At 65.0% G+C, this 17,390-nt stretch carries 14 protein-coding genes and 2 tRNA genes; 4 read left to right on the top strand and 12 right to left on the bottom strand.

Annotated elements, in window-relative coordinates; all coding sequences use genetic code 11:
* Positions 1 to 15: 15 nt before the first annotated feature.
* Together FRC96_RS08775 and FRC96_RS08780 are read left to right on the top strand one after the other, a co-directional pair.
* Positions 16 to 801, top strand: a complete 786-nt coding sequence (locus FRC96_RS08775; protein ID WP_230470068.1) for an alpha/beta fold hydrolase — start codon at positions 16 to 18, stop codon at positions 799 to 801.
* Between the two features lie 100 nt (positions 802 to 901).
* Positions 902 to 2,341 (top strand): redoxin domain-containing protein, encoded by a 1,440-nt coding sequence (locus tag FRC96_RS08780; protein ID WP_230470041.1) that lies wholly within the window; start codon positions 902 to 904, stop codon positions 2,339 to 2,341.
* A 9-nt stretch (positions 2,342 to 2,350) separates the two neighbouring features.
* Here FRC96_RS08780 and FRC96_RS08785 read toward each other — a convergent pair whose 3' ends face one another.
* The 9 genes from FRC96_RS08785 to FRC96_RS08825 form a co-directional block, all read right to left on the bottom strand.
* Positions 2,351 to 5,323, bottom strand: a complete 2,973-nt coding sequence (locus tag FRC96_RS08785; protein ID WP_146974125.1) for an FAD-binding and (Fe-S)-binding domain-containing protein — start codon at positions 5,321 to 5,323, stop codon at positions 2,351 to 2,353.
* Between the two features lie 118 nt (positions 5,324 to 5,441).
* Positions 5,442 to 5,885 carry a 50S ribosomal protein L9 gene (gene rplI / locus FRC96_RS08790; RefSeq protein WP_146974126.1) on the bottom strand — a complete coding sequence of 148 codons (444 nt, stop codon included), beginning with the start codon at positions 5,883 to 5,885 and terminating at the stop codon, positions 5,442 to 5,444.
* A 9-nt stretch (positions 5,886 to 5,894) separates the two neighbouring features.
* The gene (gene rpsF / locus FRC96_RS08795) at positions 5,895 to 6,296 is read right to left on the bottom strand and encodes a 30S ribosomal protein S6 (protein WP_115603231.1); all 402 of its coding nucleotides are present in this window, start codon (positions 6,294 to 6,296) and stop codon (positions 5,895 to 5,897) included.
* 101 nt (positions 6,297 to 6,397) lie between these two features.
* Positions 6,398 to 6,607, bottom strand: coding sequence for a hypothetical protein (locus FRC96_RS08800; RefSeq protein ID WP_146974127.1), 210 nt, complete (start codon positions 6,605 to 6,607; stop codon positions 6,398 to 6,400).
* Positions 6,608 to 6,721: 114 nt separating this feature from the next.
* Complete coding sequence (gene pth / locus FRC96_RS08805; RefSeq protein WP_146974222.1) at positions 6,722 to 7,288, bottom strand: aminoacyl-tRNA hydrolase; 567 nt, start codon at positions 7,286 to 7,288, stop codon at positions 6,722 to 6,724.
* Positions 7,289 to 7,420: 132 nt separating this feature from the next.
* On the bottom strand, positions 7,421 to 8,044 hold the full coding sequence (locus tag FRC96_RS08810) for a 50S ribosomal protein L25 (RefSeq protein WP_146974128.1): 624 nt from the start codon (positions 8,042 to 8,044) through the stop codon (positions 7,421 to 7,423).
* 216 nt (positions 8,045 to 8,260) lie between these two features.
* Positions 8,261 to 8,332: transfer RNA gene (locus tag FRC96_RS08815), tRNA-Gln, on the bottom strand.
* Between the two features lie 487 nt (positions 8,333 to 8,819).
* The gene (locus FRC96_RS08820; RefSeq protein WP_146974129.1) at positions 8,820 to 11,615 is read right to left on the bottom strand and encodes a DUF4397 domain-containing protein; all 2,796 of its coding nucleotides are present in this window, start codon (positions 11,613 to 11,615) and stop codon (positions 8,820 to 8,822) included.
* A gap of 288 nt (positions 11,616 to 11,903) precedes the next feature.
* Positions 11,904 to 12,983 carry a glutathione S-transferase family protein gene (locus FRC96_RS08825; protein ID WP_230470043.1) on the bottom strand — a complete coding sequence of 360 codons (1,080 nt, stop codon included), beginning with the start codon at positions 12,981 to 12,983 and terminating at the stop codon, positions 11,904 to 11,906.
* A 93-nt stretch (positions 12,984 to 13,076) separates the two neighbouring features.
* On the opposite strand from FRC96_RS08825, the gene FRC96_RS08830 reads away from it, so the two are divergent.
* Entirely contained in the window at positions 13,077 to 14,486 is a 1,410-nt protein-coding gene (locus FRC96_RS08830; protein WP_146974131.1) for an HD domain-containing protein, read from the top strand.
* Between the two features lie 299 nt (positions 14,487 to 14,785).
* Here FRC96_RS08830 and FRC96_RS21970 read toward each other — a convergent pair whose 3' ends face one another.
* Positions 14,786 to 14,941: a hypothetical protein gene (locus tag FRC96_RS21970; protein ID WP_230470044.1), complete on the bottom strand. Its 156-nt coding sequence runs from the start codon at positions 14,939 to 14,941 to the stop codon at positions 14,786 to 14,788.
* Positions 14,942 to 15,125: 184 nt separating this feature from the next.
* Positions 15,126 to 15,695 carry a hypothetical protein gene (locus tag FRC96_RS08835; RefSeq protein ID WP_146974132.1) on the bottom strand — a complete coding sequence of 190 codons (570 nt, stop codon included), beginning with the start codon at positions 15,693 to 15,695 and terminating at the stop codon, positions 15,126 to 15,128.
* A gap of 213 nt (positions 15,696 to 15,908) precedes the next feature.
* Between FRC96_RS08835 and FRC96_RS08840 the strand changes: the two genes are divergently transcribed.
* Positions 15,909 to 15,992 (top strand) — tRNA-Leu (locus tag FRC96_RS08840).
* A gap of 190 nt (positions 15,993 to 16,182) precedes the next feature.
* Here the strand turns inward: FRC96_RS08840 and FRC96_RS08845 are convergent.
* Positions 16,183 to 17,301 (bottom strand): hypothetical protein, encoded by a 1,119-nt coding sequence (locus FRC96_RS08845; RefSeq protein ID WP_146974133.1) that lies wholly within the window; start codon positions 17,299 to 17,301, stop codon positions 16,183 to 16,185.
* Positions 17,302 to 17,390: the final 89 nt, after the last annotated feature.

The following is a 17,390-nucleotide window of genomic DNA, read 5'->3' on the forward strand; positions in this document are numbered from 1 at the left end:
TCCCCCTTGAGCACGATGACGCTCTCCGACGGCACGACACTTCATTACGAAACCCACGACACGCACAGCCAGGGGCCCTGGCTTGTGCTGCTCAACGGGATGACGCAGTCCACCCAGCACTGGGGCAGCCAGGCCCGCGCGCTGCGCGAGCACTTCCGCGTGCTCCTCTACGACGCCCGCGGCCAGGGAGGGAGCGACCTCCCCGACGCTCCCCCCACGCTCGCCCAACACGCCGCCGACCTCGCCGAACTCTTCGATCACCTGGGCATCGAGCGCGCTCATCTGGCCGGTTTCAGCCACGGGGCCCGCGTCGCGCTTGGCTTCGCCAACGACTTCCCCGAGCGCCTCGACCGCCTGGTCCTCTGCAGCGCCACCGCCCGCCCCACCGCTCTGGCCGAGACGATCGTGCGCGCCTGGCACCAGGTGCTCGTCACCGGCGGCCTTGAGGCGATGGCCTGGGCCTCTCTGCCCACGATCCTCGGCGACGACTTCCTGGCCTCCCACCAGACGTTTCTCGACAACGTCATCAAGGCCTCCGTGCAGCGCAACTCACAGGAGGGCGTGCGCCTCTTACTCGAAGGGCTGATGGCCTTCCCCCCGGTCGCCGATCTGGCCGGCAACCTTAACGTGGAGACCCTGGTGATCTCCGCCGATCAGGACCTTTTGGTGAGCACCGAGGGCGCAAAAGCGCTGGCCGACCTGCTGGGTGGGACGCACATTGTAGTGGAGCGCTGCGGCCACACCGTGCCCATCGAGCGCCCGGACGCCTTCCGCGATGCCCTGCTTGAGTTCCTCAACTAATTCAAGCACATGCAACCTCCCACCAGGGGAGCATTGAGGCACATCTGGAGCGGTGTTCATGCCCGGGCGCGATCCCTTTTCGCCCGTCAGGAGCCCCGCGATGCGTCTGACCCCCTGCACCCACGGCATTCGCCCGCCGGAGTTCCCCGAGCTGCCCTGGATCAACGTGGATCAGCCCCTGCGTCTCGACGATCTTCTGGGACAGGTGGTGATGCTGGGGTTCTGGAGCTCCACCTGCATCCGCTGCCAGGAGGGCCTGCCGGCGATGCATCGCGCCCTGCAACGCTTTGAGGGGCGCCCCCTGCAGATCATCGCCGTGCACAGCCCGCGCTTTGCGGGCGAACACGACCTGGACTACCTGCAAAGCGCGGTGGAGCGCATCGGCGTCCCCTTCGCGGTGGCCGTCGACAACGACCACCGTCTGGCGCGAACCTTCAGCGTGCGCGAGCTCCCCACCTTCGCGCTCATCGATCCCCGGGGCTATGTCTGCCGGGTGGTGCGAGGGGTCCCCGACCCCCTACACCTCATCGACGCGCTGGAGGGCCTACTCGGGCTGACCGACGCGCCGGATCACCCTCACCCAACCCTCCCCTCGTCCACTCGACCTCCAGATCGCCTGAGCTACCCGGCGGGACTCAGCGCGACACAAGACCGCCTGGCCATCGCCGACACCGGCCACCACCGCATCGTGCTCACACGTCACGACGGCGAGCTGCTAGAGACGTTTGGGGGCCCGGAGCCTGGCTTCGAAGACGGCCCGGCCGAGAAGGCCCGCTTCTTCCGGCCGCGCGGGCTGGCGTTTGTCGATGACCACCTGCTGGTAGCCGATACCGCCAACCACGCCATCCGTAGCATCGATATGGCCCGCGGACAGGTCGACACCCTGGCGCTCTTACCTCCCGACGATCAGGGCCAGGTTCACGCGCCCCGGGCGCTGGCCCGACACGGCTCCTGGCTTTATATCGCCTGCGCCGGCACCCACACGATCCTGCGCATGAATCTCGACGACCACACCATCGAGGCATTCGCCGGCACGGGTCACGAGGACAGCATCGACGGCCACCGCCGCTCGGCCGCCTTCGCCCAGCCCACGGGTCTGGTGATGCATGACGATCAGCTGCTCATCATCGACAGCACCTCCTCGACGCTTCGCTGCCTCAACCTGCGCTCCAACCGCGTCGCAACCCTGGTGGGCAAGAGCCTCTTTGAGCACGGCATGGTCGATGGCCCACCGCGCAACGCCCTGATGCAACACCCCCGGGGCGTCACCGTACACCGGGGGCGCATCTACATCGCCGACGCCCTGAACTGCGCGCTGCGCTGCTTCGATCTCGAGCACGAGCGTCTGCAAACCCTCGACACCCCGGAACTACGCTTTCCCACCGCTCTCACAAGCTCGGGCGACTCGCTCTTTGTCTGCGACACCCACGCCCACACCATCTGGGAGCACAACACCGAGGCCGGCACCTGGGAGCGCGTAACGCTCACCAGGCCCTCCGAGGGCGACGAAGCCACACACACCCCAACGCCCCCTGCGTGATCGCCCTGCTTAGCCCTGGCGAGCCTTAAGGCGCATTTTCAAGGCCAGCGCCGGATGCATCGCCTCGCGCGAGGCCCCATCTTTGATCTGGTGGCGGCACGAGGTGCCCGGCGCGATCAGCACCTGCCCCTCCTCCATCGCGCGGGCTCGCGGCAAAAGCACGAGCTCGCCGACCTTCATCGACACCTCATAATGCTCGGCCTCATAGCCAAAGGATCCGGCCATCCCGCAGCAGCCCGTCTTGAGCGTCTCTACCTCAAAGCCGGCCAGCCCCAGGGCCACCTCGGTGGCGGTGGTGCCGCAGATGGCCTTCTGGTGGCAATGCCCGTGCAACAGCGCCGGCTGCGCCCTCTCGGTCTCAAAAAGCCCCTCGGGCCAGCGCCCCGCCTCCACCTCCTGCACGATAAACTCTTCCAGCAGCAGGGAGCGCCCGGCCAGATCCTCGGCCACCGGGCGCAGCGCCTCATCGACCAGCTCGCCAAGCTCATCGCGGAAGGTCAACAGGGCGCTGGGCTCAAGGCCCACCACCCTCCGGTCCGGGTGAGCTTCGAGGTCGTCCTGCACCTGACGAAGTCCGCGCTCCATCAGCTCCCGCGCCGCGCGCACCATGCCTTTGGAGAGGTAGGTGCGCCCGTCATCACGCATGCCAAAGCGCTGCACGCGGTAGCCGGCTGCCTCCAACACCTCCACGGCTGCAAGCCCCAGCTCGGGCTCGGTGTAGTCGGTGAAGGGATCGACGTAGAGCCAGACCTCTCTGGATGTGGCGCCCTCCCCGGCAGGCGGCGCAGCCAGCGCGCCGGAGCGGCGGGCGTTTTTAAGGGCACGGTCGAAGCTCCTGGGCGCCATCAAAGGCAGCTGGCGCTCGGGGGCGAGCTTGAAGAAGGTGTTAAAGAACCAGCGCGTCAGCGCAAAGGTCAGCGTGAAGTTCGCCAACCAGGGGAACCACGAACCCAGGCGGCTGAGCTTGCCATAATGCCCGAAGAGCAGCGCGCGCGCCGGGGTCCCCTGACGATCGTAGCGCTGCTGTAAGAACTCCGCCTTCATACGCGCCATATCGACGTTGGCCGGGCATTCGCTCTTGCACCCTTTGCAGGAGAGGCAGAGATCGAGCGCCTCGGAGAGCGCTTCACTCTCAAAGGCCGCCTCGGGCTCCGCACCGGTCAAAAGCGTGCGAAAAACGTTGGCGCGCCCCCGCGTTGTGTCTTTCTCATCGCCGGTGGCCATATAACTCGGGCACATCGTGCCACCGGCGGCTGCGCTCTTGCGGCAGACGCCGGCGCCGTTGCAGAGCTCGGTGGCCCGCACGAGCCCCCGCTCCGCCTCCCACTTAAAGTAGGTGCGCAGCTCGGGGGTGGGCTTGCCGGGCACAAAGCGAAAATCAGCATCGATCGGTCGGGGATCGACGATATTTCGGGGATTAAAGATCCCCCGGGGATCAAACGCGTCTTTAACCTGGCGATGCAGGGCCATGATCTCCGGCCCGTAAAAACGCTCCAGAAGTGGCGAGCGCACCCGCCCATCGCCATGCTCACCACTGATGGCGCCGCGGTAGCGGCGCACCAGGTCGGCCACATCGGTGGCGATGCCCTTAAAACGCTCCACATCTTCCGGGTCTTTGAGGTTGAGCTCCGGCCGCAGGTGCAGCTCCCCCACCGAGGCGTGCGCGTAATACACACAGGCGGTGTTGTAGGCGTCCATGATCGCCGCGAAGTCGCGCACGTAATCCGGCAGCACATCGACGGCCACCGCGGTATCTTCCACCACCGTCACCGGTTTGACGTCGCCCTCTATGCCCATGAGCAGGCCGAGCCCGGCCTTTCGAAGTTCCCAGACCGCCTTATCCTGCGGCGCCCTCAAGATCGGGTAGGCGTAGCCCATGCCCAGCTCTTTGAGCTCGGCAATGAGCGTCTGACAGGCCTCCTCGAGCGCGTCGTGGCTCTCGCGGAAGAACTCCACCACCAGCACCGCGTCCGGATCGCCCTCGACCCAGAAACGATTGCGGGCCTGCTCGATGTTCTGGCGGGTCTGCTCCAGCACGCGCCGGTCAATCAGCTCGACGGCCGCCGGGTTATGCCGCACCGCCGCGACCGTCGCGCGCAGCGAAGCCTCCAGCGAGTCGAAGTGCACGCAGACCACGCATTTCTCGCGCGGCTTCTCCACCAGGTTGAGTTTGGCCTCGGTCATCAGCCCCAGCGTCCCCTCGGTCCCGCACAGGAAACGCGCCAGCGAGAAGGGCTCACCGCCCTCCTCATAAGGCGCTCGCCAGAGGATATCATCGAGCGGAAAGCCCGTGTTGCGCCGCACCACATCGCGGCGCGGGTAGCGCTCCTCAATGAGCTCGCCATGCTCGCGCATGATGCGATCGAGGGTGCGCAACGACTCTCCGAGCCGGTCCGGGCGCTGCATCCGGTCCTTTAACTCAGCCTCACTCCAGAGCCCCACCCGCTCAAAGCTCGCGTCGGAGAGGACCACCCCCAACTCCAGCACATGCGCCATCGTGTTGCCGTAGAGGATGGAGTGACTGCCGCAGGAGTTGTTGCCAATCATCCCGCCGATCATGCAGCGGTTTGACGTCGAGGTGTCCGGCCCAAAGAAGAGCCCGTGCGGCGCGAGAAAACGGTTGAGCTCGTCGAGCACCACCCCGGGCTGCACCCGCACCCAGCGCTCCTCGACGTTGAGCTCCAGGATCTGGTTCATATGGCGGCCCACATCGACCACCAGCCCCTCTCCCACGCATTGGCCGGCCAGGCTCGTGCCAGCAGCTCGGGGCACAAGCCCAAGCCCCAGCGCGTCGGCGGTGCGCACAATCGCCTGCACGTCTTCGACCGTGCGCGGGAAGACCACCCCCACCGGCTCGGCCTGATACACCGAGGCGTCCTGCGCATAGAGCGAGCGGTGCAGATCATCGAGGCGCAGCTCCCCCTCAAGCTCCCCGGCCAACGCCTCCAGCGCCTGCGGCGCGCGGCTAACATCGATCGCCATGTCTCTCCTGATGCGCCGGGTTCAAACCGAGACGGCGCCTTCTCGCCAGAACAAAAAAAGAGCCCACGATGCGCTCATCGTGGGCTCTTTATCGCTTATGCCCGCAGGCAAAGCCAACTTACATCGCCACAACCCACAGGATGATGTGAGCGTAGACGCCGCTGGCAAGCTTCACCGGCACCTTGTAGATGCCGAGCTCGTCGAGGCCGCGGCCGACTTCGATAAAGCGGTGCTCCACCTCGAAGCCTTCCTGCTTGAGCACGTCGGCGATCTCACGCGGGGTCACCGAGCCGTAGAGGGTGTCGCCTTCGGACACGCGCTTGGCAATGGTGATACGCACGCCGTCGAGCTTGGACTGAACGCCCAGAGCCTCTTCGCGCTCGCGCTCCTTGCGGAGCTCGATCTGACGCTTTTTGTGCTCCAGCGCCTTCTTTTCGGTGGCGCTGGCCGGCAGCGCCAGACCTTTGGGGATAAGGAAGTTCCGGCCGTAGCCCGGAGCAACCTTCACGATCTCGCCCATCTCGCCGAGATTGGGCACATCTTCGGTCAGAATGACTTCCATCACAGCCTCCTATTCGTCGTCGTCCTGAGCCGGGATGACCTCTTCGACCTCTTCCTCTTCGGGGCGCGCCAGGCGCTCCTCAGCGATGAGATCGTCTTCCAGCTTGACGGTCAAAAACTTCAACACCGAGTCGATCAGCTGCAGGTTGCGCTCGATCTCCGCAACCGTGTTTCCGCCGACCAGGTAGCGGTAGTACTGGTAGTTGCCGCGCTCAAAACGACGGGATTCCGACTTGTCGTGAATCTCGTAGGCGAGCTTGCGCTGGCCCCAGTCGTCGAACTTAAGCAGGTGACCGCCTTCGTTCTCGATGATCCCTTCAACGCGCTCACGAAGCCGGGCGAACTCCTCTTCGCCGGCGTCGGGACGCACGATGTAGATCGTCTCGTATTCGCGTAGTCTCTCTACAGCCATGAAATAACCTCTCGGGTAAAGCCCCGCCTTAACATGCAGCGGAGCGAGGTTCGTGCCGGCCTCACATGAAGGCGCGGCGCAATCCTGTTGAACACCATCGTTCAGGCGGCTTCGGCCTCACCATCATCATCGGTGTGGTGCGCGAGCCGCGCGTCTACTTCTGCTTCCCCGTCGTCGTCGGTGTGATGGGCGATCTCATCGCCGCCTTCGTCATCGCCGGTGTGGTGGGCCATCGCCGGAGCGGAGGCACCCCACACCATCAGGCTGAGAAGGGCCGCAAAGGCGCGGCGGAACTTGAACAACATCGTCATCATCACACTCCAGTGTGGTGTCTTAAGGCGAATCATCGCCAGACACCCATCAAGGGGGGGGAACCCATACACCTGCTCGGGCAGATTTTCCAGCGAAAAATACCTGAAGCCGCCTTAACGCCCGTGAAATCGGTTCTGAGCCGCGGCCACACCTTCTTTAAGCACGACCTCCACCGCATCGCAGGCGTCGTCGAGCAGGCGATCGACGGCCACGGTCTCATCGGGGCGAAAACGCCCCAGCACGTGGTTCGTCACATCGCCGTGCTCGGGCCGACCAATGCCTAAGCGCAGTCGAATAAACTCCCGGGTGCCGGTCTTGGCGACAATGTCTCGCAGGCCGTTGTGGCCGCCGTGGCCGCCGCCCTCTTTGATCTTCATCTGCCCCAGCTCCACGTCGAGCTCATCGTGGAGCACGATCAGGCGATCGGGGGTCACGTTAAAGAAGTTCAACGCCGGGGCTACCGACTTGCCCGAGAGGTTCATAAAGGTCAGCGGCTTCAAGAGCGCCACGTCGTGGCCACCGATGATGCCCGTGGTGTAGACCCCGTGAAACTTCGACTGAGTGACGGTCATCTGATAGCGCTGCGCCAGCGCATCCACCGCCGCAAAGCCGATGTTATGGCGCGTCCCCTCGTACTTCGGCCCCGGGTTACCCAGGCCCACGATCAGCGTTCGACTCACCCCATCCTCCTTCGGAGCCAGAAGCCGGCGAATCCACTCGAACACCTGAGAACTCCTGCTCAAAAACTCAAAAGACCGAGAGCAGCAAAGGCTCTCGGTCTTTCAAAGGTCGTACACAACCTGCGCTTAAGCTCAGCCGGCCTTCTTGGCCTTCTTCGCCTTGGCGTCTTCTTCTTTGGTGACCTTCTTGCGCGGCATCTGGATACGCAGCAGGGCGTAGTCCATCTTGTACGCCGGCTCAACCCCTTCGGGGTAGGTCAGCTCGCTGGCCATGATGGCGCCGTCGGGAGCAAGCTCGGTGACATCCACGACGATCTCCTCGGGGATATCGTCGGGGCGCGCGGCGACCTTGACCACCGGCTGGATGACGCGAAGGCGACCACCCATGCGAACGCCTTTGGCGCGACCGGTCGGCTCGATCGGCACGCTGACCTGAACCGGGGTGTCCATGTCGACGACGACCAGGTCGGCGTGAATGACGACGCGACGGATCGGATCGAACTGGTAGTCGCGAAGCATCACGTTCTCAACGGTGGTGCCGTTGTCGAGCGCGACGTTGAACACCGAGTTGATCTGACGCTTGGTGTCCATGATTTTATCGAACTCCGCCGGGTCCATCGCCAGCGAGATGTTCTCGGTGTTCGTCCCGTAGCAAATGGCCGGGATCAAGCCTTGCGCGCGCAGCTTGCGCGCGACGCCCTTCCCGGACTCGGCGCGAACCGTCGCGTTCAGGGTAGGTTTATTCTTCGAAGCCATGACATCCTCCAATGGTCCCCTGGACGTGCTGGCTTATCATGCTTACCAGCGCGAGGGCGCGATTGATGCGTAGTCGGCCTGTGATGCCGCCCGCGTTCCGAAAAAAACGCGCCGACCTCTCATTCGTACTCGCCAGAGAGGCCCAGCGCGATTGTCGTTCTCGTCAGCTCATCGTCGTTGCGCGCTTTCAAAGCGTCGCGTCGAGCTGGCTTGAAGCTGGGGTGCTAGGATTCGAACCTAGGAATGCCTGGACCAAAACCAGGTGCCTTACCACTTGGCTACACCCCAGTGCGTTGGCTACGTTCGCCGCCGCTACCGCTGTCGGGAATGTTCCTCCGACCCGGTGGGCAGCTTAATTAACACCGCCCCCCTACCCTGTCAACAGGTTCTATCAAAAATCCTGCACGCGATCACAAACCTCATCTCAGGGCCAGTTCTCGCCACCTTTCGCCTGCCCGAGGTGCTCCATTGAGGCGCCGTTCTGAGCAGCGAAGCCCCCGCGCAGCCCCCTCTTCTGGATCGCGCCTGGCACGCCTGGGAATCCGTGCCCCTCACCCTCTCGGACGCTTCAACCCGACACATCCCGACGCGGCCCGGGCCGCGGTCCGAGCCCTGAGCTGACCGACGTTCATCCGGTCTGCGACCTCGCCATATCCTGGCGAGCTCGAGCACAGGGCCGACGACCTCGCCGAACACAAAAAAAACCGCGGGCCGAAGCCCGCGGTTCTAAGTTCAAACCGGTTGAGAACCGGGCATCACAGCCCGGCCCTTCCGATCAGCGGCAGATGCCGTAGAGACCGAAGAGCGGTCCATCATCGGACCAGGCCTCACAGACGGTGCCGTCGGTGCAACCGCCACCGCCGAAGAAGTCGCAGAGCTGCACGCAGATGGCCTGAGGCTCGGCGCAGGCGTTGATCGCTTCTTCGATGCAGAAGGAGTTCTCGCCGCACATCTTACCGGTGTCCTCGAGGGCGCAGGGCTCTAGCGAGCGGATCGGAGACGCGGTGCGCTCCACGCAGTGACCCAGGGTCGTGCTGGCGCCATCGGGGGTGATCGGCGAGCAGGCGAAGCCGTCGGGGCAGCCACTATCACCTTTGAAGGGCTCACAGACCTGGGTGCAGGTACCGCCGGGGGCACCCAGCGACTCAGGCGCGGTGAAGGGGCTCTGCAGGAAGCCGCCCAGGGTGTTGGCCTGGCGGGCGCAAACAAGGCCCGGCTGGCAGTTCTGGGTCTCGGGGCTACCGCAGCTCGCACCTTCGCCGAGGGAGCCGGAGGGCTGGCAGAAGGTCTGACCTTCGGGGCCGAAGCAGCCCTGCTGGTCGGCCGGGCAGTTCGGGTCGGTGCTGTCCGGGCCCGGGTTGCAGGGCAGACGGCACTTGCCGAAGTTGTCCACACCCTGCGTTGCCACACAGATCTCACCGCCGCCGCAGCCGAGCGCGTCGTTGGTCTGCTCGTCGGGCTGGCAGTAAGAGCGGCAGACGCCATCACCGGTGCCGGTGATGTCGCAGTGCGCGCCGTCGACGCAATCGCTGTCGGCGGAGCAGGTGTCTCCGAGCTCCACGCCGCCGGAAGCGAAGCAGACGCCCGAGCCGTCACCGAAGTCATCGCAGCGATTACCTTCGCCGCTGCAACCGCCGATGCCCCACTCGTCGGAGTTGGCGCAGGTCTCCAGGCAGAAGCCGAGGCCGATCTGCGCCGCACCCTGCGAGAGGTTGAGGCAGGTGCCGCCGAGCACACGACCGACCGGCGCCGAGTCGTACGGGGCGCTGATCAGGGTCGGGGCGTTTTCATCGATGATGAACTCGGTGCTGATCGCACCGCCGGTGGCGGTGAAGCTCAGCGTCGCCAGAGCTTCGGCGGCCTCAAAGGCGCCCTGTTCAAAGACGTAGACATCGTAGTCGCCTTCGGCCAGCTCGATGTACGCGCCGGTGTCGCCGAAGACCGCGCCTTCGAGGGCGTAGGTGCGGTTGGCCGCCTCACTGACGTCATCGCCAGCCGGGGTGAACACCACATCGACCGGGGTCGGCAGCGCCACACCGTGGGTCAGACGCACGCGGGCCTGGTCGGCCGCCACCGTCTCATCACGGGCCAGTTCGGAGACCAGCACCGAGAGTCCGTTCGCCGCGGTCGAGTCCGCCACCGCGCTCACCAGCAACGCCGCGCCGCTGGAGAGGTTGAGCGTCTCGTCGAACAACACCACGGGGCTGGCACCGGCCGAGCTCACCGTGATCTGGCGGTCACCCGAGGGAAGCGAGATGAAGGTGTCTTCGCCCGCGATGCTACCAAAGGCGAGCCCTTCGATGGTGGTCTCTCCATCCACGGCGATGTCGACGGCGGGGAGACCGGCGCCGAAGTGCGCGATCTGAAGGTAAGCGCTGGTATCGGCCGAGGGGCAGGTCGCGTCGCGCTGAGCGGTGGTGCGAAGGGTCGGATCACACATCGGCAGGCACTTGCGCACGCCCTGCTCGATCTGAATGCAGCCCGAGCTATCGGGGCACTGATCGCTGCTGGTGCAGCTGGCGTAGAGCGCGAGGCTGTTGTCGCTCTCGCGGCCGCAGATGCCGTCGACACCGTCGACCGGAGCGCAGGCGAGGTCTTCGCCACACTGGTTGCCTTCGTGGGAGAAGGGATCGCAGCGATCGCCGCAGAAGCCGCCGCCCATCAGTGCGCCGCTGGTCTCACCGATGCAGGCCTGGTCGCCGCCGCACTGCCCGTCTTCGGAGCAGGGGCGCGCGCAGAAGCCGTCCACCACGGGATTGCCCGAGTTGGGATCGGCCAGCGCGTCGATGTCGGTCACACAGACCAGCCCCTGCGAGCAGTCGCTGGCGTCGGAGCACGCATCATTCTCTTCGCCATCACCGGCCGGAAGGCAGGTGCGCACGCCGTTCTGCATGCCGCAGTTCACGCCGTCGGCGAAGCGGGTGGGGTCGGCAGCAACGATGTCGGCGCAGTCTTCCTCAGCGGTGGCGAGACCCGCGCACTGCGAGGGACGGCAAACCGGGCGGTTCTGCAGGGTGAGGTTGGCCTCACAGGCCTGCCCACCACCACAATCGAACGCCGAGGTCGCCTGACCGTTGGAACCGCAGACGCGGTACTCGTTGCAGGTCTCGTAGCAGGTCGGACCGTCGCCGAGGTCTTCACACGCGAAGCCCGAGCGGGTCGGCTCACCAGGCACGCACTCTTCGCCAACGTTGCGGCACTGGCGCGGGGTGGTGGTGCAGATGCCTTCGTCGCAGAGGTAGCTGCCGGGGCAGTCGCTGCTGCGCGAGCACTGGCGGGCCACACAGGCGCCGGCGTCATCACACGCCTGGCTGGGAGCACAGTCGGTGCTTACATCACAGGTGGTGTTGTTGACGCACTGACCGGAGACACACTGCAGATAGGTCTCACCGCAATCCAGATCGTCGTAGCAGTCCAGGACCTGCGGAACGCACTCGCCGTCGAAGCAGGCCAGACCGGCGCCGCATTCATCGTTGCTCACGCAGACGTCGTCTCCTCCACACGCTGAAACCATCAGCGCGATGAGGACGACGCCGAGCAACGCCCAAAGTTGTGTTACCGACTTACTCATAGAACCTCCATGCGATGCCCGGCGATGGGCAAAATTTGACTCGTTGCAAGACTGGGCACCTTAGTGGAGCCGCAGATCAGGTGTCAATCACCTCGGCGGCATGCATACAAGAGGCATGCCATCAGCGCGGGCAACCGATGTCCTGTGACGTGCTTCGCGTGTACTGCCGGGGCCTTAGCACCACCGGCAAAAAGACGTGACCTTATCGGATGAATCGCCTTCAGGGTCAACCGATCGTTTTTGCACGGCGCGGCGTCGGGAATATAGCGCCGGCGATCGCTACGCCTTCTAGCGCAGGCCAAGCCCGGGGTAGGCCGCCAGCAGATCGGCCGCCTCCGGTCGGCTGGCAAGCGCTTCGACGCGCCCGATGAGGGCTCGCTCAAGCACCGCACCCTCGGCGCCGAAAAGTTCGTTGCGCGTGTTGTAGGCGTCTTCCATCTCTTGCAACCACCCCTGAAGCTGCCCGTTGAGGTAACGCGAGGGCGCAAACTCGAAGCTCGCCCCATCCAGAAGCCTCGCTGCTGTGGTTGCCGGTCGCTTCTTCCTGTGAAGCGCCTCCAGGTTGGCCACCATCACCTCCCAGTAGGTTCCCAGCGCCTCGGCCATCAGCGCCTCCAGGGCTTCGAGCGACGCATCGGTGGCCTGCCCCTCGACCACCTCGCCATCGGGCATGGCGTTGAATCGCTGCAGGTAGGCGCGAAGCCGGGTGTAATCCGACGACGTCAGCTTCCGCGCGCCGGTCGGGTCACTGGCGTACTGCCCGAGCGGTCCGAAGATGCCAAAATCCGCCAGCGACGCCCGATCCCCGAAGAGGTAGAGGCGCCCGTCGTCGAGCGCCCGCTCCACCGCCCCGAGCGTGCGCTGCGCGCTGGCCATCAGCGTTGTGCGGTTGGTCTCACTCACCCCCCACCCCTCCATGCGTCCCACCACCGCGGCGCGCGCCGCGCTCCCCACAAGCCCGCCCACACCGGGCAGGCCAGCGCTGAGCTCCCGCCCGATGATGCGCTCGACGTGGCGGCAGTCTTCGGTGTTCAACCACCGCGAGAGGGCCATCCAGCGCACCATCCACTCGTCGCTGAAGTCTTCCAGCAGGAAACTCAGCGTGTCGACGCCCTCGGGCATCCACAGCCGGCGGCGATGCTCGGGAAGACGCATCAGATAGCGCGCGATCGCCGTGGAGTCGCTCAACGCCCAGTCGTCGCGCCGCAGCATCGGGACCATCGTGCGCCCGGAGAGCCTGCGGATCACCGCATAGCGGTTCATCGCATTCTGGAGGGTCAGGCGATGCTCCACGCCCAGGTAGGCCATCATCGCGGCGATCTTCATCGAATAGGGGCTGGCGCGGCTGATGAATAACTCATAGGACATAAACGATCCTCTCGGGGAACCCGTCGTTCTCTGTGACTCCCTCCCCCATAGCGCCAGTTCGCCGGGCTGGCCAGCTTGACCGGACCTCTGCTCATGCCCCACCCCTCTTCGTTTAGCAGCCTGCCCGAGCTGCGAGCTGACGCCTTCGCCACCACGGTTCGCGTGCCCGAATTGCGCAACATCGCGCTGACGTCGCGGGTCGAGGCGATCCTCGATCACCCCGCGTTTCAGCGACTTCGGCGCGTCCGCATGCTCGGCCCCACGCATCTTGTGTACCCGGGCGCCATGCACACGCGCTTTGAGCATTCGCTGGGGGTCTTCGGGTGCACGCGCTGGTTTTTGCAATCGCTGGGGCGACTTCCCCAGCTGGCCAGCTCCCTGAGTGAGGAGGATCTGCTCAGCGTCCTCGCTGCGGGCCTCTTGCACGACATCGGCCACTACCCCTTCGCACACAGCCTGGAGGCGCTGCACCTCAAAGGAGAAGACACACCCCGCCATGAAGAGGTCGGTGGCCGCATCATCATGGGGGAGTTTGAGGCGCTGCGTGGAACGCGCACCATCGCCGAGATTCTGCGACGCGACTGGGGCGTCGACCCCGAGCGGGTCATCGCTCTGTGCACCGGAGATCTTGGCGAGACGCCCTCGCAGGTGGACCGACTCCTGCACTCGATCATCAGCGGCACGATCGACGCCGACAAGATGGACTACCTGGAGCGTGACTCCCACCATATTGGCGTGCCCTACGGGCGCACCTACGATCGGGAGCGCCTGCTGGCCAACCTCACCTTAAACGCCCGCGAAGACGGGCTGGCGATCGCCGCCAAAGGCAAAGTGCCCGCCGAGATGTTCGTGTTCAGCCGCTACACCATGTTCAGCGAGGTGTACTGGCACCATACCGTGCGGGCGGCCAGCGCCATGGTGGAGAACGCGATCGCCGCCTTCCACAGCCGCGCGCAGCTCGACCCGGAGGATTTTCTGGGCACGCTGCTCCGCTGCGATGATGAGCAGCTTCTGGAGTGGATCTTCGACCAGTCGCCCGACCCCAGCGCGCCGCGCTTTCTGCTGGGAGGGCTGCAGACCACCCGGCGGCGGCTCTACAAGCGCGTCGCCACCTTTAGCCGCATCTATGCGGAGCGCGATAAACAACGCGCCTATGAGACGATCTATGCCATGGAGCGCGCGCAGCTCTTCGATCTGACGGCGCGCCTGAGCGCGCGACTGGGCTCGGCGCTGAACATGCCCCTGCACCCGGCGGCGCTGATCATTGACATCCCTCCGCGCGATAAAGATCGCATCGACACCATTGAGGTGGTCTACCCGGAGGTGCGCGGGCGTCGCCATTACCCCCTGCATGAGCTCTCGCAGGTGGTGGCTGGCATCCAGGACGACTTCATCGCCGTCGTCAAAAAGATCCGTATCTTCGCCGAACCCACACTCGCCGCGCGTCTGCGCGAGCTCAAAGGCCTCGATGATCTGCTCCTGGCCGAGATCCTCAAGCGTTGAGGGCGCGCGTGGCGCCCGCCCGGTCCGCCCGGCAAACCGGCTTAAGACAGAGAACGCCCGGGGGAGTGCTCCCCCGGGCGTTCGGCCTTCGGTGGGATCGTTGATGATCCCGCGTACTGATATCGTCGCATCATGGCGCGATGTTGCGACCACGACCAACGTGTTGCAGGCAGCGACCCGATAGGTCGCGACGATGGCGACTCCGCTGGCCCCCCCTGCTCAGGCGTCATCCCCGGTGACAGGGACTGCCCGAGCGCGCCGCGGCGCAATGCCCGATCTTTTCGTGATCTCTACAGTGTTTAAGGGGTTGAGGAACCCGGCAGGTCACCTGCTGTGGGCTCGGCGTCGGCCAGCCTGAAGGTCTCGCGTCGCTGGCGGATCATTGCCACACCGGCACCCACGAGCAACAGCACGGGAACGCCGATAAAGAATGCCATGACAATCCACTCAATCATGTCGTCCTCCTGATCGATTCGGGGTCGACTCCAGACGCCTCAACACGAGGAAGGTGTCAGGGCGCGCGCCGACATCGGGCCGACGCTCTCGCGACGAATGGAAGCGGGGGGCCTCGTATCGCCACAAGCGAAATGTAAACGCCGATCGCCCCCCATCAAGTCTGTCGTCAGGAAGGCAGCGCGTTCAGCGCTCGAAGATAAGGAGATCGAGGATGGTGCGAAGTTCGGCATCGTCCTGGCGAGCGTCCAGGAGCCCGGCGATGCGTGCGGCGAGCTCCGCACGGACCTCACCGGGGAGGGGGCGCTCGCGCAGCGAGCGGTAAACCTGAGCGCCCAGCGCGTCGACCGGTGTGGAGGCGGATGCTTTTTGGGATGACGGAGCGAAGGTCGAAGCGTCGGTTTGCGACTTTGAAGGCGCCGTCGAGCCTATGTTCCCCGCATCGTTCGCCGCCAACATCTCGAAGCGCGTATCGGTCGCCGGGGCGTCGGGCTCACGCCAGAGCGCACGCAGACGCTCCAGCGGATCGCCCTGCCCGCTTGTCCAGGGCTCGGGCTCGGGGAGCTCACGCGCGCTGGCGAGCAGCTCCTGAAGGCTATCGACAGGAGGCTCCTCGCGTTTGGCGTCACCGCGCTGTATCAACGCCTGAAGCCGGGCGATGGGATCGCTCTCCGGGACCTCTTCCCAGCGAAGAGTGGGGCGCTGCCCCCCAACTTCCATCGCCCGCTCAAGCCTCGCCAGGGGATCTGTGGCCATCATCCTCGCTCCTCGCACACATACCGAATCGTCGTCGTGATCAGCCCCCTCCATAACGGGCGCTGCGACGCGCTGACTCTATGCCCGGGGCCTCCATTTATCAAAGTGACACCACGGGTGATTTTTTTTGCATTTTTAGCGTTGACACAACCGAGCACCGGCTATAGAAACCTTCTCACGTTGGACGTCGCAACAACGACCGACAACAGCCACGCGGAAGTGGCGGAATTGGTAGACGCGCTGGCTTCAGGTGCCAGTGGTGGCAACACCGTGGAGGTTCGAGTCCTCTCTTCCGCATCTCAAAAAGCCGCACCCCATTCGGGGTGCGGCTTTTTACGTTTGTGCGACTGGCGAACGGAGCTTTCTCCGCTCAGGCCGACTGCGCACGATACCCTGTAAACAAAAAAACGCCCCGATCCGAAGATCGGGGCGTTTTCAACGTTCAGCTCAGAAACGACGCCGGGCGTCGCTTCGTATCCAAACGACCTTACTCGGCCACATCCGCTTCCACACCGGCGATGACGGCGGGCACAGCTTCAAAGGTCATACCAGCCGAGATGGCGTCGGGTTCACCGTCGCCGTCGACATCGTGGATCACGATGGCGGGAGCCAGCGCGGTGACCGCGCTGCAGTTCTCGGCGATATCGGCGCAGATGGACTCATCGTCGACGCAACCGGCAAGCTCGGCTTCGGTGTACTCGACACAGGCCGTCTCGGCTTCCATGTCGATGAGCGCCTCGGGGTTACCCAGGCAGTCGCAGGTAGCGGTGACGTTGTTGATGGTGGTGACCAGCTCGTCGAAGAGCACCAGACCACCGAGGCGGCCGTTCTCCAGGGTCACACCGGTCTCCAGCGCGCTCTCTTCGGTCACGACGTCAGCCGAGACCACCGCGTTACGCAGCGCGAGAGAAAGCTCCAGGCCGAAGAGCTCAAGCACGATCACCACGGTACCCGGCCCGGCTTCCACCACCGAGACGCCGCCGTCATCGACGATGGTCGCGTTGGGAAGCACCGCCTGAGGAGCGACACCGCTATCGAAGCTCGCCGGGTCGATGAGCTCACCGTCGACGGTGGACTCGGCGCCGAGCAGGAAGTTGATGTCGAACGCCTGGCCGACTTCAAGCGCTTCGAGACCGTCGTGCTCAAGGATGAGGCTCAGCGAGCCGTCGGCGATCCCGTCGGCAAGGGCGCCGTTGGCCATGCTGGCAGCCAGCGAGAGGCTGTTGTCTTCAAAGCCGTCGCCGTCGAGGTCGAAGCAGCAGTCGGCGCCGGCGATGGCGAGCGCGCTGATCTTGGAGGCGGTACCAAACTCGAAGGTCTCCGGATCTTCGTCACAACGATCGGAGGCGCCTTCCTCACCGCAACGCGCCGGCGGGGGCACGAGGTCGATGATGTCGCCCGGCTCGGGCTCAACGTCGGCGTCGTCGCCGGCGTCTTCTTCGCCGCCGTCGTTCTCGTCGCCGCCGCTGTCTTCTTCATCGCCGGCGTCTTCTTCGACGTCGGTCTCACCGGGCTCGTCTCCCCCACACGCGGTCAGGGTGGTGGTCGCCATACCGGCGCTCATAAGAAGGACCATCAAAAGTTTCAGGGTGTCGTTCAGCTTCATCTACTGCCTCCGGGGGGTGTCCTCACATCGGATCTCTTCACACGAGATCGCGGCTGCGCGGTGTTGCCATCGGCTGGACTCAGGGCCAG

The organism is Lujinxingia vulgaris, from assembly GCF_007997005.1.
Lineage (GTDB): Bacteria > Myxococcota_A > Bradymonadia > Bradymonadales > Bradymonadaceae > Lujinxingia.